The organism is Streptococcus hongkongensis (genome assembly GCF_053206145.1).
The window spans coordinates 52,114-77,820 of the sequence record NZ_JBRUGD010000002.1 but is presented as its reverse complement, the minus strand read 5'-3'; the positions used below and the strand labels follow the sequence as shown (position 1 = coordinate 77,820).

Annotated in this window: 24 protein-coding genes and 2 pseudogenes; 20 read left to right on the top strand and 6 right to left on the bottom strand. The window is 35.9% G+C overall.

Translation table 11 applies throughout. The annotated features are described in order from the left end of the window. Window positions 1-33: 33 nt before the first annotated feature. From queG to ftsX, 4 genes are all read left to right on the top strand, one after another. On the top strand, window positions 34-1,152 hold the full coding sequence (gene queG / locus ACVRZD_RS01575; protein ID WP_037627315.1) for a tRNA epoxyqueuosine(34) reductase QueG: 1,119 nt from the start codon (window positions 34-36) through the stop codon (window positions 1,150-1,152). 57 nt (window positions 1,153-1,209) lie between these two features. Continuing rightward, window positions 1,210-2,311, top strand: a protein-coding gene (gene prfB, locus ACVRZD_RS01570) for a peptide chain release factor 2 (RefSeq protein ID WP_155274966.1) whose coding sequence is annotated in 2 segments (ribosomal slippage) — window positions 1,210-1,281 and window positions 1,283-2,311 — 1,101 coding nt in all. Because the reading frame shifts where the segments join, the coding sequence is not laid out codon by codon here. Between the two features lie 28 nt (window positions 2,312-2,339). Further along, window positions 2,340-3,032 carry a cell division ATP-binding protein FtsE gene (gene ftsE / locus ACVRZD_RS01565; protein ID WP_447450199.1) on the top strand — a complete coding sequence of 231 codons (693 nt, stop codon included), beginning with the start codon at window positions 2,340-2,342 and terminating at the stop codon, window positions 3,030-3,032. Next, on the top strand, window positions 3,025-3,954 hold the full coding sequence (gene ftsX, locus ACVRZD_RS01560; protein ID WP_037627314.1) for a permease-like cell division protein FtsX: 930 nt from the start codon (window positions 3,025-3,027) through the stop codon (window positions 3,952-3,954). The genes ftsE and ftsX overlap by 8 nt, the downstream gene beginning before the upstream one ends. Before the next feature lie 188 nt (window positions 3,955-4,142). Here ftsX and ACVRZD_RS01555 read toward each other — a convergent pair whose 3' ends face one another. Beyond that, window positions 4,143-4,778 carry an MBL fold metallo-hydrolase gene (locus ACVRZD_RS01555; RefSeq protein WP_037627312.1) on the bottom strand — a complete coding sequence of 212 codons (636 nt, stop codon included), beginning with the start codon at window positions 4,776-4,778 and terminating at the stop codon, window positions 4,143-4,145. 171 nt (window positions 4,779-4,949) lie between these two features. On the opposite strand from ACVRZD_RS01555, the gene ACVRZD_RS01550 reads away from it, so the two are divergent. The 11 genes and pseudogenes from ACVRZD_RS01550 to tnpA all read left to right on the top strand — a co-directional run bounded on the left by ACVRZD_RS01550 (window position 4,950) and on the right by tnpA (window position 17,926). Then, a complete protein-coding gene (locus ACVRZD_RS01550; protein ID WP_447450198.1) occupies window positions 4,950-7,412 on the top strand; it encodes a bifunctional DnaQ family exonuclease/ATP-dependent helicase in 2,463 nt (820 codons plus the stop codon). 120 nt (window positions 7,413-7,532) lie between these two features. Beyond that, the gene (locus tag ACVRZD_RS01545; protein WP_447450197.1) at window positions 7,533-8,726 is read left to right on the top strand and encodes a pyridoxal phosphate-dependent aminotransferase; all 1,194 of its coding nucleotides are present in this window, start codon (window positions 7,533-7,535) and stop codon (window positions 8,724-8,726) included. A gap of 34 nt (window positions 8,727-8,760) precedes the next feature. Next, a complete protein-coding gene (gene asnS, locus ACVRZD_RS01540) occupies window positions 8,761-10,107 on the top strand; it encodes an asparagine--tRNA ligase (RefSeq protein ID WP_037627308.1) in 1,347 nt (448 codons plus the stop codon). Between the two features lie 501 nt (window positions 10,108-10,608). Continuing rightward, window positions 10,609-10,833, top strand: coding sequence for a hypothetical protein (locus ACVRZD_RS01535; RefSeq protein ID WP_447450196.1), 225 nt, complete (start codon window positions 10,609-10,611; stop codon window positions 10,831-10,833). Window positions 10,834-10,883: 50 nt separating this feature from the next. After that, complete coding sequence (locus ACVRZD_RS01530) at window positions 10,884-11,108, top strand: hypothetical protein (protein ID WP_447450195.1); 225 nt, start codon at window positions 10,884-10,886, stop codon at window positions 11,106-11,108. A 219-nt stretch (window positions 11,109-11,327) separates the two neighbouring features. Continuing rightward, entirely contained in the window at window positions 11,328-12,218 is an 891-nt protein-coding gene (gene rapZ, locus ACVRZD_RS01525; protein WP_037627306.1) for an RNase adapter RapZ, read from the top strand. Then, on the top strand, window positions 12,215-13,192 hold the full coding sequence (locus tag ACVRZD_RS01520) for a YvcK family protein (protein WP_037627305.1): 978 nt from the start codon (window positions 12,215-12,217) through the stop codon (window positions 13,190-13,192). The genes rapZ and ACVRZD_RS01520 overlap by 4 nt, the downstream gene beginning before the upstream one ends. Next, window positions 13,189-14,100, top strand: a complete 912-nt coding sequence (whiA, locus tag ACVRZD_RS01515; protein WP_447450194.1) for a DNA-binding protein WhiA — start codon at window positions 13,189-13,191, stop codon at window positions 14,098-14,100. The genes ACVRZD_RS01520 and whiA overlap by 4 nt, the downstream gene beginning before the upstream one ends. Window positions 14,101-14,164: 64 nt before the next feature. Beyond that, the gene (locus tag ACVRZD_RS01510) at window positions 14,165-15,562 is read left to right on the top strand and encodes a C69 family dipeptidase (protein WP_447450193.1); all 1,398 of its coding nucleotides are present in this window, start codon (window positions 14,165-14,167) and stop codon (window positions 15,560-15,562) included. Window positions 15,563-15,727: 165 nt separating this feature from the next. Next, entirely contained in the window at window positions 15,728-17,278 is a 1,551-nt protein-coding gene (locus ACVRZD_RS01505) for a zinc ABC transporter substrate-binding protein AdcA (RefSeq protein WP_037627303.1), read from the top strand. A gap of 195 nt (window positions 17,279-17,473) precedes the next feature. After that, window positions 17,474-17,926, top strand: a pseudogene (gene tnpA, locus ACVRZD_RS01500) (IS200/IS605 family transposase). 362 nt (window positions 17,927-18,288) lie between these two features. Here the strand turns inward: tnpA and ACVRZD_RS01495 are convergent. The 5 genes from ACVRZD_RS01495 to yghU all read right to left on the bottom strand — a co-directional run bounded on the left by ACVRZD_RS01495 (window position 18,289) and on the right by yghU (window position 21,405). Then, on the bottom strand, window positions 18,289-18,492 hold the full coding sequence (locus ACVRZD_RS01495; protein ID WP_037627443.1) for a hypothetical protein: 204 nt from the start codon (window positions 18,490-18,492) through the stop codon (window positions 18,289-18,291). A gap of 157 nt (window positions 18,493-18,649) precedes the next feature. Next, window positions 18,650-18,910: a type B 50S ribosomal protein L31 gene (locus ACVRZD_RS01490; RefSeq protein WP_037627445.1), complete on the bottom strand. Its 261-nt coding sequence runs from the start codon at window positions 18,908-18,910 to the stop codon at window positions 18,650-18,652. A gap of 105 nt (window positions 18,911-19,015) precedes the next feature. Further along, the gene (locus ACVRZD_RS01485) at window positions 19,016-19,951 is read right to left on the bottom strand and encodes a DHH family phosphoesterase (RefSeq protein ID WP_037627448.1); all 936 of its coding nucleotides are present in this window, start codon (window positions 19,949-19,951) and stop codon (window positions 19,016-19,018) included. Between the two features lie 2 nt (window positions 19,952-19,953). Further along, window positions 19,954-20,394, bottom strand: a complete 441-nt coding sequence (locus ACVRZD_RS01480) for a GNAT family N-acetyltransferase (RefSeq protein WP_037627450.1) — start codon at window positions 20,392-20,394, stop codon at window positions 19,954-19,956. Window positions 20,395-20,625: 231 nt separating this feature from the next. Further along, window positions 20,626-21,405, bottom strand: coding sequence for a glutathione-dependent disulfide-bond oxidoreductase (yghU, locus tag ACVRZD_RS01475; protein WP_037627452.1), 780 nt, complete (start codon window positions 21,403-21,405; stop codon window positions 20,626-20,628). A 255-nt stretch (window positions 21,406-21,660) separates the two neighbouring features. Here yghU and add point away from each other — a divergent pair. The 5 genes and pseudogenes from add (at window position 21,661) to rplS (ending at window position 25,243) form a co-directional block, all read left to right on the top strand. Continuing rightward, a pseudogene (gene add, locus ACVRZD_RS01470) lies at window positions 21,661-22,618 on the top strand (adenosine deaminase). Between the two features lie 67 nt (window positions 22,619-22,685). After that, window positions 22,686-23,141: a flavodoxin gene (locus ACVRZD_RS01465; protein ID WP_037627454.1), complete on the top strand. Its 456-nt coding sequence runs from the start codon at window positions 22,686-22,688 to the stop codon at window positions 23,139-23,141. Between the two features lie 111 nt (window positions 23,142-23,252). Beyond that, window positions 23,253-23,534: a chorismate mutase gene (locus ACVRZD_RS01460; RefSeq protein ID WP_037627457.1), complete on the top strand. Its 282-nt coding sequence runs from the start codon at window positions 23,253-23,255 to the stop codon at window positions 23,532-23,534. Then, window positions 23,527-24,747 carry a chloride channel protein gene (locus ACVRZD_RS01455; RefSeq protein ID WP_447450192.1) on the top strand — a complete coding sequence of 407 codons (1,221 nt, stop codon included), beginning with the start codon at window positions 23,527-23,529 and terminating at the stop codon, window positions 24,745-24,747. Before ACVRZD_RS01460 ends, ACVRZD_RS01455 begins: the two co-directional genes overlap by 8 nt. Window positions 24,748-24,895: 148 nt before the next feature. Next, window positions 24,896-25,243, top strand: a complete 348-nt coding sequence (gene rplS, locus ACVRZD_RS01450) for a 50S ribosomal protein L19 (protein ID WP_037627459.1) — start codon at window positions 24,896-24,898, stop codon at window positions 25,241-25,243. Window positions 25,244-25,707 lie beyond the last annotated feature (464 nt).

Genomic DNA, 25,707 nt, shown 5'->3' with positions numbered 1-25,707 from the left:
GAACTCTTTATATATTTCGATTATGATAGTAATATGGAAATAAAGGTGGCAATTCAACAATTAGCTCAAGAAATTGGGATTTCAAAGATAGGTTTTACAAGTGCAGATGATTTTTCTTATTTGGAGAAATCGCTGCGCTTAAGTGTTGAAGAAGGGAGAAATTCTGGTTTTGAACACAAAAATATAGAGGAAAGAATCCGTCCAAAATTAGCTCTGGAATCTGCAAAAACGATTATTTCCATAGCTGTTGCCTATCCCCACAAATTGCCAATAGCGCCGCAGAAAACAGAATATAAAAGGGGCAAAATTACGCCTAATTCTTGGGGCTTAGATTACCATCATGTTCTTGCTGACAAGTTAGAAAAATTAGCGCGTGGAATTGAAACCATGACAGAGAACTTTGAATACAAAGGCATGGTCGATACCGGGGCACTTGTTGATACAGCAGTAGCAAAAAGAGCGGGAATCGGTTTTATTGGTAAAAATGGCTTAGTCATTTCAAAAGAGTTTGGCTCCTATATGTATTTAGGGGAATTGATTACTAATTTAGAGATAGAGCCTGATCAAGAGGTTGATTATGGGTGTGGAGACTGCACAAGATGTTTGGATGCTTGTCCGACATCCTGTTTAATTGGTGATGGGACCATGGATGCTAAACGGTGTTTGTCATTTCAAACTCAAGATAAAGGCATGATGGATTTGGAATTCCGTAAAAAGATAAAAACCGTTATTTATGGCTGTGATATTTGTCAGATTTCTTGTCCTTATAATAAGGGGATTTCTAATCCTCTGGCAAGTGAGATTGACCCTGATTTAGCGCAGCCAGAATTGATCCCATTCTTAGAGTTGTCAAACAAGGGTTTCAAAGAAAAATTCGGTCATATCGCCGCCTCTTGGCGTGGAAAAAATATCCTTCAGCGTAATGCCATTATTGCACTTGCCAATGGACATGACCGCACAGCAATTGTTAAGCTAATGGAAATCATTGATAAAAATAACAATCCTATCCACACAGCAACAGCTATTTGGGCATTAGGTGAGATTGTCAAAGTGCCTGATCAAGGAATGATTGACTTTTTGCAGGAAATCACGATTACAGATGAAAGTATTCAAAAAGAATTTGATTTGGTTCGCGCAAAATGGCAATTCTAGTGGCAGTGTGTTAAAATAGGGAAGATAAAAAAGTAAAAAAGATAAGAAGGTAATGATATGGAAGTGGCAGAAATACGCCAAAAAATAGTAGAAAATAAAGAGAAGTTGACTAGCTTCAGGAGGTCTCTTTGACTTAGATCGTTTGGAGGAAGACATTGCGCTCTTAGAAAACCAAATGACAGAACCTGACTTTTGGAACGATAATATCTTGGCTCAAAAGACCTCTCAGGAATTAAATGAGTTAAAGGTTAAGTTTAATACGTATCATGATATGCAGAACTTGTCAGAAGAAACTGAACTGTATTTAGAAATGTTGGATGAAGATGATTCTGTACAAGAGGAATTAGAAGCTAGTTTAGAAAAATTAGATCAGATTTTGTCAAGTTACGAAATGACCTTGCTTTTGTCAGAACCTTATGATCATAATAATGCTATTCTTGAAATCCATCCTGGATCGGGTGGAACAGAAGCGCAAGACTGGGCAGACATGCTCTTTAGAATGTATACCCGTTTTGGTAATGCCAAAGGCTTTAAAGTTGAGACCTTGGATTATCAGGCTGGAGATGAAGCAGGTATTAAATCGGTTACTCTCTCATTTGAAGGACCAAATGCCTATGGTTTCTTAAAGTCAGAAATGGGTGTTCATCGTTTAGTACGTATTTCACCTTTTGATTCAGCAAAGAGACGCCATACGTCATTTACTTCTGTTGAAGTGATGCCAGAGTTAGATGATACTATTGAAGTTGATATCCGAGATGATGATATTAAAATGGATACCTTCCGTTCAGGTGGAGCTGGTGGACAAAATGTCAATAAAGTCTCTACAGGGGTTCGCTTAACCCACATTCCAACGGGGATTGTTGTGGCATCAACAGTTGATCGTACACAGTATGGGAATAGAGACCGAGCAATGAAGATGTTGCAAGCTAAACTTTACCAATTAGAGCAAGAGAAGAAGGCTGAAGAGGTCAATGCTTTAAAGGGTGACAAAAAGGAAATAACCTGGGGAAGTCAAATTCGCTCTTATGTCTTCACCCCTTATACCATGGTAAAAGATCACCGAACAAACTTTGAAGTTGCTCAAGTTGATAAAGTAATGGATGGTGATATTGATGGATTTATTGATGCTTATTTGAAATGGCGTATGAGTGACGACTAATTCATAAGAAAATAGAAAGAAGAAAATAATGGCTTTAATTGAAATGAAGGATGTTTCTAAGAAATACCGCAGATCAACAACAGCCTTGAGAGACATTACAGTTTCTGTAAATCAAGGAGATTTTGTTTATTTGGTTGGCCCTTCTGGTGCAGGTAAATCTAGCTTCATCAAATTGTTATACCGAGAAGAACAGGTAACAAGTGGTTCCATTTATGTTGGGGAATTTGATTTAACCAAATTACGTAAAAAAGATGTTCCTATTTTACGTCGTAATATTGGAGTAGTCTTCCAGGATTATAAACTGTTAGAAAAGAAAACTGTTTTTGAAAACGTTGCTTATGCTATGGAAGTTATTGGAGAAAAGCGTCGTAATATTAAAAGACGCGTTCCGGAGGTTCTTGAATTGGTAGGATTGAAGCATAAGATGCGTTCATTCCCTAATCAATTATCTGGAGGGGAGCAACAACGTGTTGCTATCGCGCGAGCAATTGTGAATAATCCAAAATTATTGATTGCTGATGAACCGACTGGTAACCTTGATCCTGAGATTTCTTGGGAAATTATGCATTTGCTTGAGAGAATTAACCTACAAGGGACAACTGTCTTGATGGCTACTCATAACAGTCACATCGTAAACACGCTTCGTCACCGCGTCATTGCGATTGAAGATGGACGACTTGTTCGTGATGAAGAGGAAGGAGATTACGGATACGATGATTAGATACTTTTTCCGCCATATTTGGGAATCAATAAAAAATCTCAAGCGCAATATTTGGATGACAATGGCAGCCATCAGTTCAGTTGCCATTACACTGACTTTAGTAGGGATTTTTGCAGCCACCTTGCTTAATATTCAACGAGTTGCGTCTGGTGTTCAAAATAATATTCAGATTAATACTTACTTGAATGTTGATTCAACGGATACTGCAAAAGTTGTTCAAACTACTGATGGTAAGCAAATTAAAAATGAAAAATACCATGAAGTTTATGATCAGATTTTAAAAGTTCCTGGTGTTACTAAAATAACTTTTTCAAGTAAAGATGAACAATTGAAGAAATTACAAGATACAATGGGTGATGTTTGGAAATTGTATGATAAGGATAGTAACCCACTTCAAGATATTTACATTGTTGAAACTGAAAAACCATCACAAGTCAAAGCTACTAGTAAAACCATTAAATCAATTAGTGGAGTTGAGTCTGTAGACTACGGTGGTGTTAATTCTGAAAAACTCTTTAAGTTTGGTGAATTCATTAAAACATGGGGCTTAGCTGGGACGCTATTGTTGATTCTCATTGCAATTTTCCTTATTTCAAATACTATTCGTATGACAATTATGAGCCGTCAAAGAGATATTGAAATTATGCGATTAGTAGGAGCAAAAAATTCTTATATTCGTGGACCATTCTTCTTTGAAGGAGCTTGGGTTGGTCTTTTAGGAGCTATTTTACCGGCAGTTATTATTTACTTTTCATATATCTATGTCTATCACAAATTTACTCCTGAGTTGCAGTTAAATAATTTATCAATGTATCCTATTAATTATTACCTTTATATTATAATAGCAGCGCTATTTGTTATTGGGATTATCATTGGTTCACTTGGTTCAGTCTTGTCAATTAGACGCTACCTTAAATTCTAAAAAAACGAGAGTGGAATAAAATCAGTAATGTCGTAGAAATTTGATTTTGTCGTCCCACCTTCGCAAAGTTGAGTAGGGCTGTAACAGTTGATTTTCAACGTATTAAAGTTCACTCAACCACTGCGTTACATTCATAAATCTATATAAAAACTAGAGTCTGAGAACATTTGTCCCAGACTCGTTTTTTTTTATGATAGATATGGATTGAAATTTTTTTCATGCCCAATTGTCGTTGTAGGGCCATGCCCAGGATATACGGTATAATGATTTGGAAGCATATAAAGTTTCTCTTTGATGGATTGTGTTAGTTGTTTGAAATCACCAGTTGGTAAATCAGAGCGACCAATACTCTCACGAAATAGTGCATCACCGGTAATGACAAATTCATCTTCAAAGAAGTTAAATGAGACGCCACCGATAGAATGACCTGGTGTTTCAAGCAACGTAAAGGTGAAATCAGCAATATGATAAGTTTTGTTATTTTCAAAAATGTTTTCAGCAGGTTTTGCAATGACATCTGGAATGTCAGCGTGACGAATTAACCCAGATAAATTGTCTTTAGCTGTAAATAGCCAAGTGGCCTCCTTAGAAGAAACATAGACTGGTGGCCAATCAAACCTTTCTCTAACCAAGTCTAAACTAAAAATATGATCGTAATGAGTATGAGTCAATAATATAGCTGCAATTGGTTTACTAGCTGTTTCGATGGCTTTAATAATTTCTTGACCATTACTCCCTGGATCAATCAGGAGAATGGACTGATCATTTTCAAGAATATAGGTATTTTCACTAGCAATATCATTTAAAATAGTTATAATTTTCATATGTTTAGTGTAACAAATTTTAGGTAAAACTTCTAAGAAAAAATATAACTGATTGAAACAAATACTAGTAGTAGTTAAGTTTAGATAGCGGGTGATCCAGTTGTCAAAAAGAAAAAAGGCTAGATGTCCTTTTCTAAAACACTAATAAAAAATGGTATAATACTAAGTACTATGACTAAAGAAAAAACTCCTAAATATGCTGTCATTGACCTGGAAGCAACAAATGCAGGGGCTACAGCTAAAATTATTCAAGTGGGTATTGTCATTGTTGAAGATGGAAATATCACGGATAGTTATCAAACTGATGTCAATCCTCATGAAAACCTGTCTGAGCATATCAAAGCGTTAACAGGAATTACAGATCAACAATTAGCCAGTGCACCAGAATTTTCACAAGTGGCAAGTACTATCTTTGATTTGATTAAAGAGTGTATTTTTGTTGCTCATAATGTTAAATTCGATGCTAACTTATTAGCAGAAGCTTTATTTTTTGAGGGGTATGAGTTACGAACACCACGTGTTGACACTGTTGAACTAGCTCAGGTTTTCTTTCCTAGCTTAGAAAAATATAATCTTAGTCATTTATCTCAGGAATTACAGCTAGACCTTTCAGACGCCCATACTGCAATTGCGGATGCTATGGCAACGGCCAATTTACTTCTTGTTTTACAAGCTAAAATTAAATCTTTGCCAAGAGAAACTTTGGCTTATATGCTTCGCTATTGTGATAGTTTACTATTTGAATCAGCTTTAGTTATTGAAGAAGGTCTGAGGCAAGCCAAATCTTTTGATTCCGCTACCCATTATCAAGTCAATCAATTAGTGCTAAGAAAAGATGTGAAACAAACTCCAGCTCTCAAATTATCTCAGTCATTTGACATTAATACCGCTTTACTGGGACTGGAAAATAGACCTAAACAAAATCAATTCGTACATCTTGTTGAGCAAGCATTTCATCATCCTGAAGCAAGCTTTATCCAAGCACAAGCAGGTATAGGAAAAACCTATGGCTATTTATTGCCTTTACTAGCTAGAGCAAATGGTAATCAGGTCTTAGTGAGTGTTCCAACTAAGATTTTGCAAGATCAAATGGTCGCTAAAGAGTTGCAATCCTTAGTTGACCAGTATCATCTAAAGGCACACAGTTTAAAAGGTCCAGGAAATTATATTAAGTTGGATGCCTTTCAAGCTAGTTTAGAAGATATCCATGATAATCGCTTAATTAACCGTTATAAAATGCAATTGCTTGTTTGGCTTTTGGAAACCCAAACAGGTGATCTTGATGAAATTAAACAGAAACAACGGTTTGCTGCTTATTTTGATCACATTAAACATGACGGCAATGTGAACAAGTCATCTGATTTTTATGACCACGATTTTTGGCAAAGAAGTTATGAAAAAGGAAAACAAGCCGACTTGCTGATTACAAATCATGCCTATTTTTTGCACCGTGTTGAAGATGATAAAAGCTTTGCAAAAGGTAAGATATTGGTTTTTGATGAAGCACAAGGATTGACCTTGCAATTAGATCAGTTGTCGCGAAAACAAGTTAATGTAAGTCAACTGCTCCAAGAAATAATGGGGAAGCTTAGTTTAACTGAATCGTTACTAAAAAAAAGGTTATATGAAAGTTTAACATTTGAACTATCCCAGTTGGCTAATCAGTTTTACCAGTCTCAAAAAAATGAAGTGTCAGTGGATGTTGTCACAGTTTTAAAGACCTTAGTGACAGAAATCGACGATATTGAGTTAAGTGACTTAAAGGAAATGTTTCGTTATGAAGACAGTGATTTTTGGCTATCAACGGAAAAAAATCAAGAGAAGCGTGAAACCTATCTTAATGCGACAACGAGACAATTTGTTAACTTTAGAGACTTTTTACCAGAAACAGCTAAAATTTACTTTATTTCGGCAACTTTACAAATTAGCCCCCAAGTTTCCTTGGCTGATCTTTTGGGGTATGATCATTTTTCTTATGACGTCATTGCTAAGGAAAAATCGCAAAGCCAATTAGTTTTAATCGATCAGGATATGCCAATTTTGGATGTCCTATCGGACCAAGAGTATTGTCAAGAGATTGCTAAACGCATCTACCACTTAAAGTCTTTAAATTATCCCATTTTGGTCCTCTTTAATTCACGACACCATCTATTAATGGTTTCGGAACTTTTGGATCAATGGCAAGTCACACATTTATGTCAGGAAAAAAATGGTACAGCCTATAATATCAAGAAACGGTTTGATAGAGGAGAGCAATCAATCTTATTAGGTATGGGAGCCTTTTGGGAAGGTGTTGACTTTATTCATGCAGATCGAATGATTGAAGTGATTACACGACTACCATTTGATAATCCCAAAGATCCATTTGTGAAAAAAATGAGCCATCATATTTCTTCAAGAGGGAAACAAGCCTTCACTGACTATTTTCTTCCGATGACAATCCTTAAACTTAAACAAGCTATTGGACGAACAATGAGACGAGATAATCAAAAGTCCTGTGTGCTTATATTAGATAAACGGATAATGGTTAAATCCTATGGTCCAGAAGTCTTTGCGGGACTGGACCAAGAATTTGTGGTCACACATGAAAAATTTGAAAACTGCTTAGGTGAAATGGCTCATTTTCTGATATAATAGAAAAGATCACATGTTATTTTTTGAAAAATAAATGGTGTCCTTTCAATTTGACTAAAGAGAGTTAAGTGACGATTGCCCCTTGATTTTGAAATCATACCATGTGAAAAAGGAGAAACTATGACAAAGTTATCTAATCGTGTATTAGGCATGGAAGAAAGTGTAACTCTAGCAGCAGGTACACGTGCAAAAGAATTAGCATCTCAAGGGAAAGACATCCTCAGTTTAACACTTGGAGAACCTGATTTTATCACACCAAAGAATATCCAAGAAAAAGCAATTCAATCCATTGAAAATGGGAAAGCTAGCTTCTATACAGCGGCTGGTGGTATGCCTGAATTAAAAGCTGCTATTGCAAGCTATATGCAAGAATTTTATGGTTATACGGTGACTTCTAATAATATTGTAGCTGGGACGGGTGCCAAATTTATCCTTTATGCTTTTTTTATGGCAGTTTTAAATCCTGGTGATGAAGTGATCATTCCAACACCATACTGGGTTTCATATGCGGATCAAATCAAAATGGCAGATGGTAAGCCCGTTTTTGTTGAAGGTTTGGAATCAAATGATTTCAAAGTAACGGTTGATCAGTTAGAAGCAGTTAAAACTGAAAAAACGAAAGTGTTACTGATTAATTCTCCTTCAAATCCAACGGGGATGATTTATGGTAAGGAAGAGTTAGAAGCATTAGGCAATTGGGCTGTTTCAAATGATATTCTCATTTTAGCTGATGATATCTATAGTCGCTTAGTTTACAATGGTAATCACTTTACCGCTATGTCATGCTTATCAGAAGAGATTCGTCGTCAAACCATTACGATTAATGGTGTAGCTAAAACTTATTCAATGACGGGTTGGAGAGTTGGCTTTGCTGTAGGAAATCACGACATCATTGCGGCAATGGATAAAATTCTTGGTCAAACAACCTCAAATCTAACGACAGCATCACAGTATGCAGCTATTGAAGCCTTCACAGGTGACCAATCTGCTGTTGAAGAAATGAGACAAGCTTTTGAAGAACGCTTAAATATTATTTATCCATTACTATCTGAGATTCCTGGTTTTAAGGTACTTAAACCACAAGGGGCTTTCTATTTATTCCCAAATGTTAAAGAAGCAATGGCAATGACCGGTTATACTGATGTCACAGAGTTTACTAATGCTATTTTAGAAGATACAGGACTTGCTTTAGTGACAGGAGCTGGCTTTGGCGCACCTTATAATATTCGACTAAGCTACGCTACAGATTTAGATACTTTAAAAGATGCCGTTAATAGACTACAGGTATTTATGTCTATGCACAGCATTTCTTAAAATGATAAAAAAATATGAAAAGAAAAGAGAATTTATGACTAAAAAACTTATTTCAATAATTGATGTTAAAAAATATGTCGGTGAAGAGATTACAATTGGTGCTTGGGTTGCTAATAAATCTGGTAAAGGTAAATTAGCTTTTCTTCAACTACGTGACGGAACTGCCTTTTTCCAGGCTGTTGCTTTTAAACCAAACTTTATTGAAAAATTTGGTGAGGAAAAAGGAGCTGCTAAATTTGATACTGTAAAACGTCTAAGTCAAGAAACTTCTGTTTATGTGACTGGTATTGTTAAAGCAGATGAGCGCTCAAAATTTGGCTATGAGTTGGATGTGACAGATTTAGAAGTTATCGGTGAATCTGTTGATTATCCAATTACACCAAAGGAACACGGAACAGATTTCTTAATGGACCATCGTCACCTTTGGTTGCGTTCTCGTAAACAGATGGCAGTGATGCAAGTTCGTAATGCAATTATTTATACAACATACGAATTCTTCGATCAAAATGGCTTTATCAAGTTTGATAGCCCAATTCTATCTGGTAGTGCGGCTGAAGATTCGACAGAATTGTTTGAAACAGATTATTTTGGAACACCAGCTTATTTAAGCCAGTCTGGTCAATTATATTTGGAAGCAGGAGCTATGGCTCTTGGTCGTGTGTTTGACTTTGGTCCAGTTTTCCGTGCTGAAAAATCTAAAACACGTCGCCATTTAACTGAGTTTTGGATGATGGATGCAGAGTATTCATTCTTGAATCATGATGAATCGCTTGACTTACAAGAGGCTTATGTTAAAGCTTTGATTCAGGGTGTTCTTGACCGTGCACCTCAAGCATTGGAAATTTTAGAACGCGATACTGAAGCACTGAAACGTTATATTGCAGAGCCATTCAAACGTGTTGCCTACGATGATGCAATTAGTCTTCTTCAAGAACATGAAGCTGATGAAGATACAGATTATGAGCACTTAGAACACGGCGATGATTTCGGTTCACCACATGAAACTTGGATTTCAAATTATTTTGGTGTGCCAATCTTTGTTGTTAATTATCCAGCAAGCTTTAAAGCCTTCTATATGAAACCAGTTCCTGGTAATCCTGAACGTGTACTATGTGCGGACCTTTTGGCACCAGAAGGTTATGGCGAAATCATTGGCGGTTCTATGCGTGAAGATGATTATGATGCACTTGTTGCAAAAATGGAAGCTTTGGAAATGGATAGATCAGAGTATGAATTCTACCTTGACTTGCGTAAATACGGATCAGTACCACATGGTGGTTTTGGTATTGGTATTGAACGTATGGTAACTTTCGTTGCTGGTACAAAACATATCCGTGAAGCCATTCCATTTCCACGTATGTTACACCGTATTAAACCATAATTACAATAGCTGATTTTTCAGCTATTTTTTGTTATAGGAAAATATGGAAATACTGACAAATGAAAGTGGCATTCTAGAAAATTTAGATGGATAATGGCTATCCAATCAATTAATTACAGGATTTTATCTTATAATATTTATTAACCTTTTTTTAAGAAATAGAATCTACCTTTTTTAAGGTTATTGTTTTCACAATAGCAATGCAATGCTTAACTAAACAATTAGTTACATTTACATTAATCAGATTAGTCTGAAAGAAGAAGTCTTAACTGAGAAATAGGGTATGAGTAAAATATGCAATAAATGGGCAGGATTATTTTATTTCAGAAGTTATTTTCCTTACTGAACTTTGACTATTAATAATAAGAAATTATCACAATTGACCACTCTTATCTGACGCGTTCATCCTTTATTAGTCATGATAATTTTGCTGACTATAGTTTGTCTTACATAAATGGACTGATTGATAATACTCAATTGAAAAATGAAAGCATTCACGAAATGGTAAATGATGTTTCAAAAAATGAAAAATATGCTTTACTTAATGTTCAAGAAGGACTAGATAGTAAAATGACATTTGATCAAAGGTCAGCTGATCAGGTTGCCCATTTTGGTGGAGCATGGACTTTTATTATTTTGTTTATGACATTTATGGCAATTGGATGCTTTTTAATGACATTCACCCATTCGGATTGGCTTTTGACCGTTATCCATTTGTCTTCTTGAATTAACGATTGCCGTAATTCAAGCGCCATTAATTATGATGAGCCCAAACAGTGGCTTCAGAATATGATTGTTTGCAAGCCCGAAATGACTATTTAGTTAATAAAAAATCAGAAGAAGGTGTGCATTTACTTCATTCAAAAATTGATTACTTAGTTTTACAGCATCAATCTGATGTAATGAAGATTCAACGTTTACAAACTAAGGTTTTAGTGTCTATTACAAAGCAGTTAGATCGAATTGATAAGAGGAATAGCTATGATAATTTCGAAGAATAAAAAACATTAAACCAGTAATATTCTAAACTTTTCTGGTTTTTTATTATTGGGGTACGAATGCCTTAATAATAAGTGACATGGTTAAAAAGAAATTATAGTCACTATTATTCGGATAATCAGGTAAGGGGTAAGGCTAAGATTAATAGAATTCGTTCGGCTTTAAAGTGTTATATGATATAATATGGAGAGTAACTATGGGAAGAGAAAGGATTTAGGGAAATGTTAGATAAGAAAATTGAACTAGTTATTGTTTCAGGGATGAGTGGAGCAGGTAAGACTGTTGCGATTCAATCTTTTGAAGATTTAGGATACTTTACTATTGACAATATGCCACCAACTCTTGTACCTAAGTTTTTGGAAATTATTGAACAAACAAATGAAAATAAGCGTGTTGCCTTAGTGGTTGATATGCGTAGTAGACTTTTCTTTAATGAAATAAATATGATTTTAGATACGATTGAAACCAATCCTAATCTAAATTTTCGACTATTATTTTTAGATGCTACAGATACAGAATTGGTTTCTAGATATAAAGAAACAAGACGTAGCCATCCACTAGCACCAACAGGACGCGTATTAGATGGGATAAAACTTGAGCGTGAATTATTAGCTCCACTGAAAAGTCTTAGTCAAAATGTTGTTGATACTAGTGATTTGACACCTAGACAATTGCGTCAGACAATATCTGAACAATTTTCGGATGAATCTAATCAAGTGTCATTTCGTGTTGAAGTGATGAGCTTTGGTTTTAAATACGGGGTTCCTTTAGACGCGGATTTGATTTTTGATGTTCGTTTTCTCCCAAATCCTTATTATCTACCTGAATTACGCGAAAAAACAGGTTTGGATGAAGAAGTTTATAACTATGTGATGCAACATCCGGAATCTGAAGATTTTTATAATCATTTAACAGCTTTACTTTTGCCTATCTTACCTGGCTATAAAAAAGAAGGTAAATCGGTTTTAACAATTGCAATTGGCTGTACAGGTGGGCAGCATCGAAGTGTTGCATTTGCACATCGCTTAGCTCAAAGTATTGCAGAAAAGTGGCCAGTCAATGAAAGTCATAGAGATAGAAATAAACGTAAGGAAACTGTAAATAGATCATGAGAAAACCCAAAATAACAGTCATTGGTGGTGGAACTGGGATACCTGTCATATTAAACAGCTTAAGGACAGAAGATGTTGATATTACTGCAGTTGTAACGGCTGCAGATGATGGCGGTTCTTCAGGTGAAATTCGAAATGCAATGCAGCAAACACCACCTGGTGATTTGAGAAACGTGTTAGTCGCCATGAGTGATATGCCACGATTTTATGAGAACGTATTTCAATATCGATTTAATGAAAATGATGGCGCCTTAGCTGGTCATCCGCTTGGCAACCTTATTATTGCAGGGATTTCGGAGATGCAAGGCTCTACCTATAATGCTATTCAACTGCTTTCTAAATTTTTTCACATTACAGGAAAAATTTATCCATCAAGTGAGCATGCACTAACCCTTCATGCGGTTTTTAAGGATGGGCATGAAGTCATTGGGGAAAGTTCGATTTCAGATTACCAGGGTATGATTGATTATGTTTATGTCACAAATACTTATAATGATAATGAACCTCAGGCGAGCAGAAAAGTTGTTGATGAAATCATGACTAGTGACATGATTGTTCTTGGGCCAGGCTCACTTTTCACCTCGATCTTGCCAAACTTAGTTATTCCAGAAATCAACTCAGCCTTAAAGCGAACCAAAGCAGAAGTTGTTTATATTTGTAATATTATGACGCAACATGGAGAAACGGAACATTTTTCTGACTCGGATCATATTTCTGTTTTGAATCGTCATTTGGGACAAGATTTGATTGATACTGTACTTGTCAACATTGAAAAAGTACCTCAAGACTATATGGATAAAAATAAATTTGATGAGTACCTTGTACAAGTAGAGCATGATTTTGCAGGATTGACAAATGAAGCAAAGAAAATTATTTCTTCAAACTTCCTTCGTTTAGAGAATGGCGGTGCTTTCCATGATGGTCGCTTAGTTGTTGAAGAAATTATGAACTTGGTAAGGAATAGGTGCCTATGAGTTTTACTACCAAAGTGAAAGAAGAATTAATTCAATTATCTGAGTCAGATAAAATTGAACTGTCAGCCATCATAAAATTATCAGGAAGCTTGACTTTGGCTAATCAAGGCTTACACCTTTCAATAACGACTGAAAATGCAAGAATTGCTCGATATATCTATTCATTATTGGAAAAAAGTTATGGCATTTTACCAGAAATTCGATACCATCAAAAAACTAATCTCAAAAAGAATCGCGTTTACACCGTATTTTTAGATCAAGCTGTTGAGAAAATTTTAGCAGATTTAAAATTAGCAGATTCATTTTTTGGTCTTGAAACAGGCATTGAAAAAGAGACGATGACAGATGATAATTTGGGCAGGTCTTATTTAAAAGGTGCTTTTTTAGGTTCTGGTACAGTTCGAGACCCTGAATCAGGAAAGTATCAGTTGGAAATCTACTCAGTCTATTTAGACCATGCCCAAGATTTAGCACAATTAATGCAAAAGTTTATGCTAGATGCTAAAACAATTGAACGAAAAAGCGGTGCAGTAACTTACCTTCAAAAAGCAGAAGACATCATGGATTTCTTAATTATTATTGGTGCCATGGTCTGTAAAGAAGAATTTGAATCAGTCAAACTAGTTAGAGAAACTCGTAATGATATTAATCGAGCTAATAATGCTGAAACAGCAAATATCGCAAAGACAATTACTGCAAGTATGAAAACGATTAACAATATTATCAAAATTATGGATACCGATGGTTTGGAATCTTTGCCGATAGAATTGCAGCAAATTGCTTTAATTCGGATAAATCATCCAGATTATTCGATCCAGCAAATTGCAGATAATCTTGACTTTCCATTGTCAAAAAGTGGTGTGAATCATCGCTTACGAAAAATCAATAAGATTGCAGACGATATTTAAAAGGGTGCTGTATCAACTTTGACGTAAGAAGTTACCTAATTTAGAAAAGAAAAGGAGAAATAATATGGGTTGTACTACAATTTTAGTTGGAAAAAAAGTGTCTTACGATGGCTCAACCTTGGTTGCAAGAACTGAGGATTCACAAAATGGTGATTTTACTCCTAAAAAAATGACTTTTGTAAGAAGACAGGATCAACCAAAACACTATAAGTCAGTCTTATCAAGTTTTGAAATTGATTTACCTGAAACCCCAATGGCATATAGTTCAGTGCCAGATGCATTAGGTAAAGATGGTATCTGGGGTGAAGCAGGTGTTAATGAAGAAAATGTCGGTATGAGTGCTACTGAAACGATTACGACTAATGCGCGTGTTTTAGGGGCAGATCCTCTTGTTACATCTGGAATTGGGGAAGAGGACATGTTAACGCTAGTGCTTCCTTATATTCATTCTGCTAAAGAAGGGGTATTACGACTTGGTCAGATTCTTAGCCAATACGGAACTTACGAATCAAATGGCGTTGCATTTTCAGATGCTAATGAAATTTGGTGGTTGGAGACAATTGGTGGACACCACTGGATTGCTCGTCGTGTACCAGATGATGCTTATGTAACAAACCCAAATCAATTAGGTATTGATCATTTTGAATTTAATAATCCTGATGAATACTTGTGTTCGGATGATTTAAGTGAATTCATAAATAAGCATTGCTTGGATTTAACTTATTCAAATGAGCATTTTAACCCTCGTTATGCTTTTGGTAGCCACAGTGACAAAGATCGTCATTATAATACACCACGTGCATGGGTAATGCAAAAGTTTTTGAATCCAGAAATTGAACAGGACCCTCGTAGCTTTGCTATTCCTTGGTGCCAAAAACCCTATCGTAAAGTGACAATTGAAGATATCAAGTATGTTTTAAGTAGTCATTATCAAGATACTATTTTTGACCCTTATGGTCCCGAAGGTGACAAAGTCAGTCAAAAATCATTCCGTCCAATAGGAATTAATCGAACAAGTCAGACATCTATTTTACAAATTAGATCTGATAGACCAAAAGAAATTGCAGCTATTCAATGGATAGCCTATGGTGCCATGCCTTTTAATACAATAGTGCCTTTCTTTACACAAGTCACAGACTTTCCTGAATATTTTACTAATACTAACCAAGATGTTAATACAAATAATTTTTATTGGATGAATCGCTTAATTGCAGCTATTGCAGATAGCCATTATTTACATCATAATGCACGCATTGAAGACTATCAAGAAAAAACGATGGGACAAGGTCATTACATGCTTCACCAAGTTGAGGATGCTTACGCCAATGGTCAGAAACTTAATTTAACCGAACAAAATCAAGTGATGAGTGACTACATTCAAGTTGAAACACAAGCATTATTAAATACTATTTTATTTGATGCCAGTAATCTGATGACTAATCGTTTTAGTCAAAGTGATTAAATATAAAATAAAAGTTCAGTGGGAGGTTTTTCCAGTGGACTTTTACTTTTGAGATAATGACATAAAAGACTTGCAAAAAAAATTCAGTATGGTATTATGTTAACTGGTAAACATTTAACCAGTAAATTACTTGTAAAGTAATTTGTATAGGAAAGAGGAGTCAACGTGAAAAAGAAAGTTCTTTTAATGATGAGTTTTGTCGGTTTAACATCTGCTTGGCAATTAAGTCAAGCTCAGCATGTTGCTGCAGATGATAACAAGGTAAAAGTTGTAACAACATTTTACCCAGTCTACGAATTCACAAAAGGTGTAGTTGGAAATGAAGGTGATGTTTCCATCCTAATGAAAGCTGGAACAGAACCTCATGATTTTGAACCATCTACAAAAGATATCAAGAAAATTCAAGATTCAGATGCCGTTGTTTACATGGATGACAATATGGAGACATGGATTCCAAAAGTAAAAAAATCTATTAAGTCTAAGGATGTTGACTATATCGAAGGAACTGGCAATATGATTTTGGCAGCTGGTTCTGAAAGTGAACATGAACATGACGGTGAAGATAAGGAACATAAACACGATAAACATGGTGAAGAAGGCCATAGTCATGCTTTTGATCCACACGTTTGGTTATCGCCTTATCGTAGTATAACAGTAGTTGAAAATATTCGTGACTCCTTATCAAAAAAATATCCTAAAAAAGCAAATAGCTTTAAGAAAAATGCAGATACCTATATCGCAAAATTAAAGCAGCTTGATGCAGACTATGCTAAAACGTTAGGGCAAGCTAAGCAAAAGAGTTTTGTTACACAACATGCTGCCTTTGGCTACTTAGCCCTTGATTACGGATTGAATCAAGTAGCGATCAATGGTGTCTCAGCTGAAAATGAACCATCAGCAAAACGTATTGGAGAGCTCTCTAAATATGTTAAAAAGTATGATATCAAGTATATTTATTTTGAAGAAAATGCCTCAAATAAGGTAGCTAAAACATTAGCTAATGAAGCCGGAGTTAAGGCTGTTGTGCTTAGTCCACTTGAAAGCTTAACACAAAAAGAAATTAAAAATGGTGAAGACTACTTTACCGTTATGCGTGACAATCTAAAAGCATTGCAGTTGACCACAACACGAGAAGGTAAGGAAATTAAACCTGAGGAAGATACTAGCAAATCTGTTTACAATGGTTACTTTAAAACAAAGGATGTCAAAGATCGTAAGCTTACAGATTATGCAGGAAGTTGGCAATCAGTTTATCCTTACCTTAAAGATGGAACTTTAGATCCAGTAATGGAATACAAGGCTAAAAAATCAAAAGGTCAAATGTCAGCCAAAGAGTATAAGGAGTATTATACAACTGGTTATAAGACAGATGTAACTAAAATTGATATTGATGGGAAGAAAAATGTGATTACCTTTGAAAGAAATGGTCAAAAGAAAGCATTTACCTATAAATATGCAGGTAAAGAAATCTTAACTTATCCAAAGGGAAATCGTGGTGTTCGATTCATGTTTGAAGCAAAAGAAAAAGATGCTGGTGAGTTCAAATATATTCAATTCAGCGATCACGGCATTGCACCTGGAAAAGCTAATCATTTCCATCTTTACTGGGGTGGGGAAAGCCAAGAAAAATTACATAAAGAGTTAGAACACTGGCCAACTTATTACCCAGCCGACTTATCAGGTCGTGAAATTGCTCAAGAAATTAATGCTCATTAAAATAAATTAGTGATGAATAATAAAAAAACAAATCATAACGGTTGTGATTTGTTTTTTATTATGGCTTTCTTGTTTTTCTCTACGAGAAAAACAAGAAAGCCACCAGCTTAGCTGGTGGCTAAAAAGGCTTGTAGCTTCCATTTATTTTTCCTAGTATAATCTAATTGTTCAGGTTAGACAAAGGAGGAAAAATAAATGGCTAAAACCAGTTACAGTTTATCACACACAAAGTGGCTGTGTTCTATCACATTGTGTTCCCCCCTAAGTATAGACGAAAAGTAATCTATAATCAATATCGAGGCAGTTTGGGAGAAATTTTTCAAAGATTATGTAGCTATAAAGGTGTAGAAATAATGGAAGGACATCTGATGCCATACACGTACACATGTTAGTAAGCATTCCACCCAGAATAAGTGTTTCAAGTTTTATGGGCTATTTAAGAGGTAAGAGTGCACTTATGATGTTCGACAAACACGCCAATCTGAAATACAAATTTGGTAATCGACATTTTGGGGAAGAAGGCTATTATGTTAGTAGGGTTGGATTAAATGAAGCTACAATAAAAAAATATATTCAAGAACAAAAAAACACGATATAGCCTTAGATAAATTGAGTGTCAAAGAATATGAGAATCCCTTTAGGGGATGATAGTAAGTAATACAAATGCCTCTTTGAGAGGCCGGTGACGAGTCAAAAGCAATGAGGCTTGAACAAAGTGAAAGCCAGCGTCTTTAGGCGCTGGCTAGTTATTTGGGCTTATAGCCCTGGACTAAACCACCCGTTTTCGGGTGGTTATGATTGTCTTAACAAAAAGACCTTAGCTGATTTTGCTAAAGTCTTTGGTGGTTGTGTGCTTAGTTCGTTTTCTTTTCTGATGCTTGAGTTTGTTTTACTTTCCCACTAATGGTATACAGTTCTTCTTTTTTTGTTTCTTTTGTCATGATATGACCTCCCTCTTTAGAGAAATAATAGCATGATTTCATTTTTTGGACAAGTATTTTTACATAAAATTAGAAATCTTTTGGAGTTGCAAAGACAATATTGCGTAAATTGATTAATACATTTCTATGATGGTCTTCAGTGATTAATTCAATAGCAGTAGGATCAAACTCCATTTCATTAGCTACTTTAATGGCAACCATTTTTTCACCTGTTACAAAGGTAATTTCAAGGGGTTCATTTTCTTTTAAGATACTAATAATAAATGCTTTCATCTGAATTTCCTCCTTATAGCTATTTTACCAGATTTATAAAACGCTTACAATGATTTGTTTTGATTCTTTAACTTAATTGATAGAAATGGTAGTTCATGTCAAAGAGATGAAAAAAACATTCCCATAAAACTGGGAATGTTTAGTAAAAGCGTAAGTCTTATTTTGCTGCGTTCGCATCTTTGAGACCGTATTTTTTGTTGAAACGGTCCACGCGTCCGTCTGCTTGCGTGAATTTTTGACGTCCAGTATAGAATGGATGTGAATCTGAAGAAATTTCTACACGGATAAGTGGGTAAGTTTCCCCTTCGAACTCAACAGTTTCATTACTATTTTTAGTAGAACCGCTAAGGAATTGGTAACCTGTAGTTGTATCAAGGAATACAACTGGACGATAATCTGGATGAATGTCTTTTCTCATCTTAAAAATATTTCCTTTCTGCCATGGCACTTGTGCCCCATAGTTATTAACTCAACTAGTGTAACAAAAATAGATCTGTTTGACAAGCTTTTTAGACGAATAAATTTAATCTGCTAGTAAGTCTTTAATCTCTTTGTAAATTTCTTCGTTCTCTTCAAGACTATAGGAGTTAGCTCCACTAGCTAATGGATGTCCTCCTCCATGGTGTCTTTTAGCAATCTCATTGATAACTTTAGTTTTGCTACGCATTCTGACACGGTAGTGCCCGTCAGCTTGCTCAACAAAGATTGCCCAAGCCTGAACGAGGTCTATCTTTCCAGGCGTTGAGACAATAGCAGAGCTTTCTGCATCTGTGATATCAAAAGCTTTGAGAATGTCTTGCGTCAGCACAACTCGTGCAGCTCCATTTTCATCCAATTCGAGGTTATCAAATATATAACCTTGCAGCTTAGCAATTTTTAATGAGAAAGAATCCATTTGTCGTCCAATGGCAGAGAAGTCAAAGTCGTATTGGCGTAATTTACTAGCAATTAAGAAAGTTTTGCTACTTGTTGCAGGATAAAGGAAACGGCCAGTATCTCCGACAATTCCAGCATAAAGTAATTTTGCTGCTAAACTGGATAGATTTAAGTTCATTGTGAAAGCGAAGTCGGCGATAATCTCACTGGTACTTGATGCTGAGGTATCAACATGGCAAATATCACCATAACTATCATCATTTGGGTGATGGTCAATTTTGATGGTGGCATTCCCTTGCAAGAAACGATCATCATCAATTCGTGGTTGATTAGCAGTATCTGTAATAATGACTAGTGCATCACGGTAGTCACTGTCTTGGACTTGATCCATCATTGCTATCCAATCTAAGCTTGGTTCATCGTAACCTGTAATGAGCACTTTTTTGTCAGGGAAATTAACTGTTATGATTTCCTTTAATCCAGCCTGACTACCAATAGCATCTGGGTCGGGATTCTTGTGACGGTGAATAATAATCGTTTGATATTTCCTAATTTGCTCTAGGATTTCTTTGTAAATAGTCATTCTTAATCGTTCTCTTTCATCATATCAATATGTGGGATATTGTCCTCTAAATAGACTTCAGAAGTAGCTTTAAAGCCAAACTGGTCATAGAAGTCTTGTAGGTGGGCTTGTGCTTGCGCATAGACTGGTAAGTGTGGGGAATTTTCTTGGCAATAGCTAAGCGCAGTTGCAACCAATTCGTGTCCTAAACCTTTACCTCTGGCAGATTCAGTTGTTAGTACTCGGCCCAGCTTCATCATTTCTTCAGTGGGAATGATGCGGCAGTAGGCTAATAATTGACCTGAACTGTCTTGTTTGAAAACATGGACAGAATGTTGATCAAGATCATCAATTTCGGGATATGCACAGGCTTGTTCCACAACAAAAACGGCAACCCGCTCTTTTAGAATGACAAATAACTCATCTCTAGTAAGTTGGTCAAATGCTTTAATACACCAATTCATAATATCACCTTACCTCTTAAAAAGTCTTTTTAATAGTATACCACAAGTAATGGGAATGCAATATAAAGGTAAATTTTTTACAAAAAAAAGAAGCAGAGGACTTTTGTCTAAGCTTCTTTTCTTTTGTAGACTGCTGTATATGTATGACGCAGTGGTTGAGTGGGCTCTAACACGTTGAAAATCACCTTTTATAACCCTGCTCAACTTTGCGGAGGTGGGACGACAAAACGGTTAGTTAATATCTTTTAGTGAGACTTCCAGAGCGCGTTTAACTGCAGGGCGTTGTGCAATTTTTTCTGCCCATTGATTAAGGTTTTTGTAAGTCTGACCGTCTAAAAACTCAGCTGCATTATCATATAGTTTATCTTGTACTAATTGACCATACCATGACCAAATAGCAATATCTGCGATACTGTAGTCTTGACCAGCAATGTAAGGTCTTTTAGCTAATTCTTGGTCCAATAAATCTAATTGGCGTTTTGTTTCCATGGTATAACGGTCGATAGGGTATTCTAACTTTTCCGGTGCATAATGGAAGAAGTGACCAAACCCACCACCGACGAATGGTGCAGCACCAGTTTGCCAGAAGAGCCAATTTAATTCTTGGGTTCTCGTAGCGTGATTTTTGCTGATAAATGCTCCGTGTTTTTCAGCTAAATAAAGAAGAATATTAGCTGATTCAAAGACATTTAGTTCTTCGGCTTCAGTCAGGTCTAATAAAGCGGGGATTTTTGAATTGGGATTAATCTTAGTAAAGTCACTACCGAATTGTTCTTGATTAGCTAAACTAATTTTGAAAGCATCATAACTGACACCTGATTTACCAATTTCCTTTAGTTCCTCAAACAGGATAATAGGTTTTATGCCATTAGGTGTTCCTAGGGTATATAATTGGTAAGGATTTTCACCTTTTGGTAAAACTTGTTCAAAACGGCTGCCAGCAGTTTCTTGGTTTGACCCTTGGATTTTATATGTATTTGTCCAAACTTTTGGTAATTGATAAGTTGTCATAGGCTTATCCTTTCTGTTATTACTAATTAGGATTATCATAACAAATTATCACGTTAACTACAAAAATTTAGCATCTTTGGGATACAATAGTAGCAATTATTCGTTTTTGTTGGATAAAATTAGGATGGAATTAGCTGTTTTTTATCAAGTTTTGTCCTATTTACTAACGATTTATTTAAAAATTATAAAAAAGTCTTGATTTTACAAAATCATTTGTTATGATATTAAAAAGCTAAAACGGAGTTACATTGCCACTTGGATGGGTCCATTCCGTTTGAAACAATCAAGGTATTAGCTAGGATGGCCAATATCTCTCTTCCCAAAGCTGATGAAGAGCTACGAAAACTTGTTACTGCTCCAAAATCAATAACATCATTGATGGACTATTTAGAAACATTTGATGTTGTTCGACCACTTTTGCAAATTTAGCATTAGCTACCTATGATTTGGCAAAAGCTGCTGCTAACGAAGGTGTTATTTATATGGAAATTCGTTTTGCACCAGAGCTGTCTATGGATGAAGGGTTGACACTTGATCAAATTATGGAAGCTGTGTTAGATGGTGCCCAAAAGCAGAGTCCGATTTTGGCATTTTAGTTAAACTAATCGTTTGTGGGATTCGCCAATCATCTTTGTTACTTTCAAAAACAGTTTTTAATCATGTTATTCGATGGGCTGAAAAAGGGGTGGTGGGATTTGATTTTGCCGGAAACGAGCTTGATTTCCCACCGGAATACTTAGCTGCCATTATTCGTGAAACGACTAAATTAGGCTTACCTTTCACCCTACATGCGGGTGAGTGTGGCTGTGCAAATTATATCGCACAAGCTTTGGAACTTGATGTCAAGCGACTAGGTCATGTAACAGCAGTTACTGATAATCCAGAACTCTTAAAGCAAATGAAAGCAAAAAAGGTCACTGCAGAGCTCTGTTTAACAAGTAACCTTCAAATCAAAGCAGCTAAGACCATCGCAGACTTTCCTTACTTATTAATGGAAGCTACAGGTGTGATGCTAAGTATCAATACAGATAATCGAACGGTTTCTGATACGACGTTAACAAAAGAATATAACCTTTATCATCAGTATTTTGGAACTAGTGTTGCAGATTTTTACCGTCATAATCAAAATGCAATTGAAGCATCCTTTGCTAGTGACCAAGAGAAAAAAGTAGTACTTAAAAAATTAAAAGAATTATATAGTCCATATCTATAATCTACTAGTGATTTTCTCCGCAAAATATGATAAAATTAATGCAGTTTAGTTATTTTTGGAGGAAAATATGGCCATAGTAAAAATCGTTTATGCCAGTATGACGGGAAATACAGAAGAGATTGCCGATATCGTTGCTAATAAGTTAACAGAACTCGGTCATGATGTTGACGTAGACGAATGCACAGCAGTAGATGCTTCAGATTTTGAAGATGCAGAGATTGCGATTGTTGCAACTTATACCTATGGTGATGGTGATTTACCTGATGAGATTGTAGATTTTTACGAAGATTTACAAGATCTTGATTTATCAGATCGCATATATGGTGTTGTTGGTTCTGGAGATACATTTTATGATTACTTCTGTAAGTCAGTAGATGAATTTGAAGAACAATTTGCCTTAACAGGTGCCATCAAAGGTGCAGCATCAGTCAAAGTTGATTTAGCTGCAGAAGATGAAGATATTGCTAATTTAGAAGCTTTTGCTGAGGAGATCTCCAATGCGGCAGAAAATTTATTGGCTTAATGAATTAAAGGTTAGATGTCTGATTGCTTTAGAGACGAGTTGTGTTTTTAAGTTTTCAACGTCAACCTTTTTTTCGTTGCTACTATTTAGAGTTATAAAATAAGGGTTAAGATGGAATTAGAGTTAATTAGAAAAGAAATTGATCAAATAGATAGTGATTTGGTGCAACTAATTGAAAAAAGAGTAAGCTTGGTTGATCATGTTATGGCTTATAAGCGTCAGCATCAGATTCCAGTTTTAGACGAAGAGCGTCAGCAATTCATACTGGAAGATATTAGAAAACAGGTTTCTAATCTTGCTTATGTTGATGCTGTCCTAGAAAGTTTTGAGGGAATTATGGCAGCCTCTAGACATTATCAAACGCAATATTTAACAGGTGATTTCAATGATTAAAACCATCAATCAGCATCAAAACAAATCGATTCAGACAATTCTTATCTTATCAGTCCTTGCCCTAATCATTGGTTTGCTAGTTGGGCTATTGGATTTTGTTTTTGGATCAGTTTTATTACAGATTTCGGAGTTTCGTAGCCGTCATCTCATACTGCTTTTACCATTTTTAGCTCTTGCAGGATTAGTGATGACTACTCTTTACCAAAAATTTAGTGGCAGAGCTAGTAAAGGAATGGGACTGGTCTTTCACGTTGGTCAAGGAAAAGAAAAGGACTTGCCACTTGTTTTAGTACCATTAGTAATCATTTCAACATGGTTGACCCATCTATTTGGAGGAAGTGCTGGTCGTGAAGGAGTAGCTGTTCAAATAGGTGCCACAGTTTCCCATTATTGCCATTCATGGGTGAAGGTTGAGAATAGCTCGCGCATTTTTCTTGTCTTGGGGATGGCATCAGGGTTTGCTGGACTCTTTCAAACACCAATTGCAGCTGTCTTTTTTGCTTTAGAAGTTTTAGTGTTGAATAATTTAAGTTATCTGGCCCTATTTCCTGCCCTGATTGCGGCTTTTACTGCTTCAGGAACCTCTCATGTCTTAGGTCTGGAAAAATTCACTGCCCCAATTGGAGTAGTGCAAAGCATTTCTCCAATCATTTTTCTAAAATTAATCATTTTAGGTACTGTTTTTGGACTAGTGGGAAATAGCTTTGCTATTTTACTATCTCGTTTGAAAGCTTACTTGGTAACAAAAATACCAAATCCTTATGTCAGAATTGCAAGTATCGGCTTATGTTTAACCCTGTTGTTACTTATCTTACACTTAGGGCGCTACACCGGTTTAGGAACAAACTTAATTGCCAATGCTTTTTCTGGACAGGCTATTTATACTTATGACTGGTTGTTAAAGTTGTTATTAACAGTTTTAACGATTTCTGCTGGCTTCCAAGGTGGAGAGGTTACGCCATTATTTGCTATTGGTGCCTCACTAGGTTTCGTCCTTGCTCCCTTGTTTGGCTTACCAGTTGCTTTAGTTGCCGCGCTAGGTTATATAGCTGTTTTTGCAAGTGCTACCAATACCATGTTGGCACCTATCTTCATTGGTTTAGAGGTTTTTGGCGGCGGTAATTTTTTAGCTTACTTTTTAGTAGTAGCGACAGCTTATATTCTTAATAGAAAAAATAGCATCTATGGCGGTCAGGAACTGATGGAATGGTAAGGAGAAAAACTAGAGTTAATCTTATCATAAATTAACTTTACAGTAGTTGTGAAATATGGTAGAATGAATTTTGTGTGTAATGGACACACGTAAATAAGCTAATCCGCTGAGACAAGTACTTATGATTGGTAAGATAGGAGAATATAAAATGAATCCATTAATCCAAAGTTTGACTGAAGGTCAACTTCGTACTGACATCCCTGCATTCCGCGCTGGTGACACTGTTCGCGTTCACGCGAAAGTTGTCGAAGGAACTCGCGAACGTATCCAGATCTTTGAAGGTGTAGTTATTGCACGTAAAGGTCAAGGGATCTCAGAAATGTACACAGTTCGTAAAATCTCAGGCGGTATCGGTGTAGAACGTACTTTCCCAATCCACACACCACGTGTTGATAAAATTGAAGTTGTTCGTTACGGTAAAGTCCGTCGTGCTAAACTTTACTACTTACGTGCATTACAAGGTAAAGCAGCACGTATCAAAGAAATCCGTCGTTAATCTAAGATACCTAGGGCGTCTAGAAATCGACAGAAAAATAGGAAACTGCCAAAGTGACCAAGTCATACGGCAGTTTTTCTTTTTTCCTAGATTTCAGCCCGAGTTCAATTCAGGATACAGAGCCCGTCTAAAATTTTCGAAAAAAATGCAAATAATGCTGAAGAAGTCGGTAGACTTCAAAGACATTGCGAGATTTTTGAGGAAATTTAGGGCGAGTTCAACTAAACCTCACTTGATTACAGGTGAGGTTTTTCTTTTTTGCCAAGACGGTTGTTGCCCGAATCTAAAAATAAAAAATGGTGGGCTAGATATGTAACTTTTTTTGACCAAGATTATAGTCCTCAACTAACTTAAAAGATAGCGTTAAATCACTACCAATTAAGTTGTGATAATGAAAAATTGTCATCTATTAAACTTTTTGTAGATTAGTTAGTTACAACCTATGATAAAATGAATGAACAACT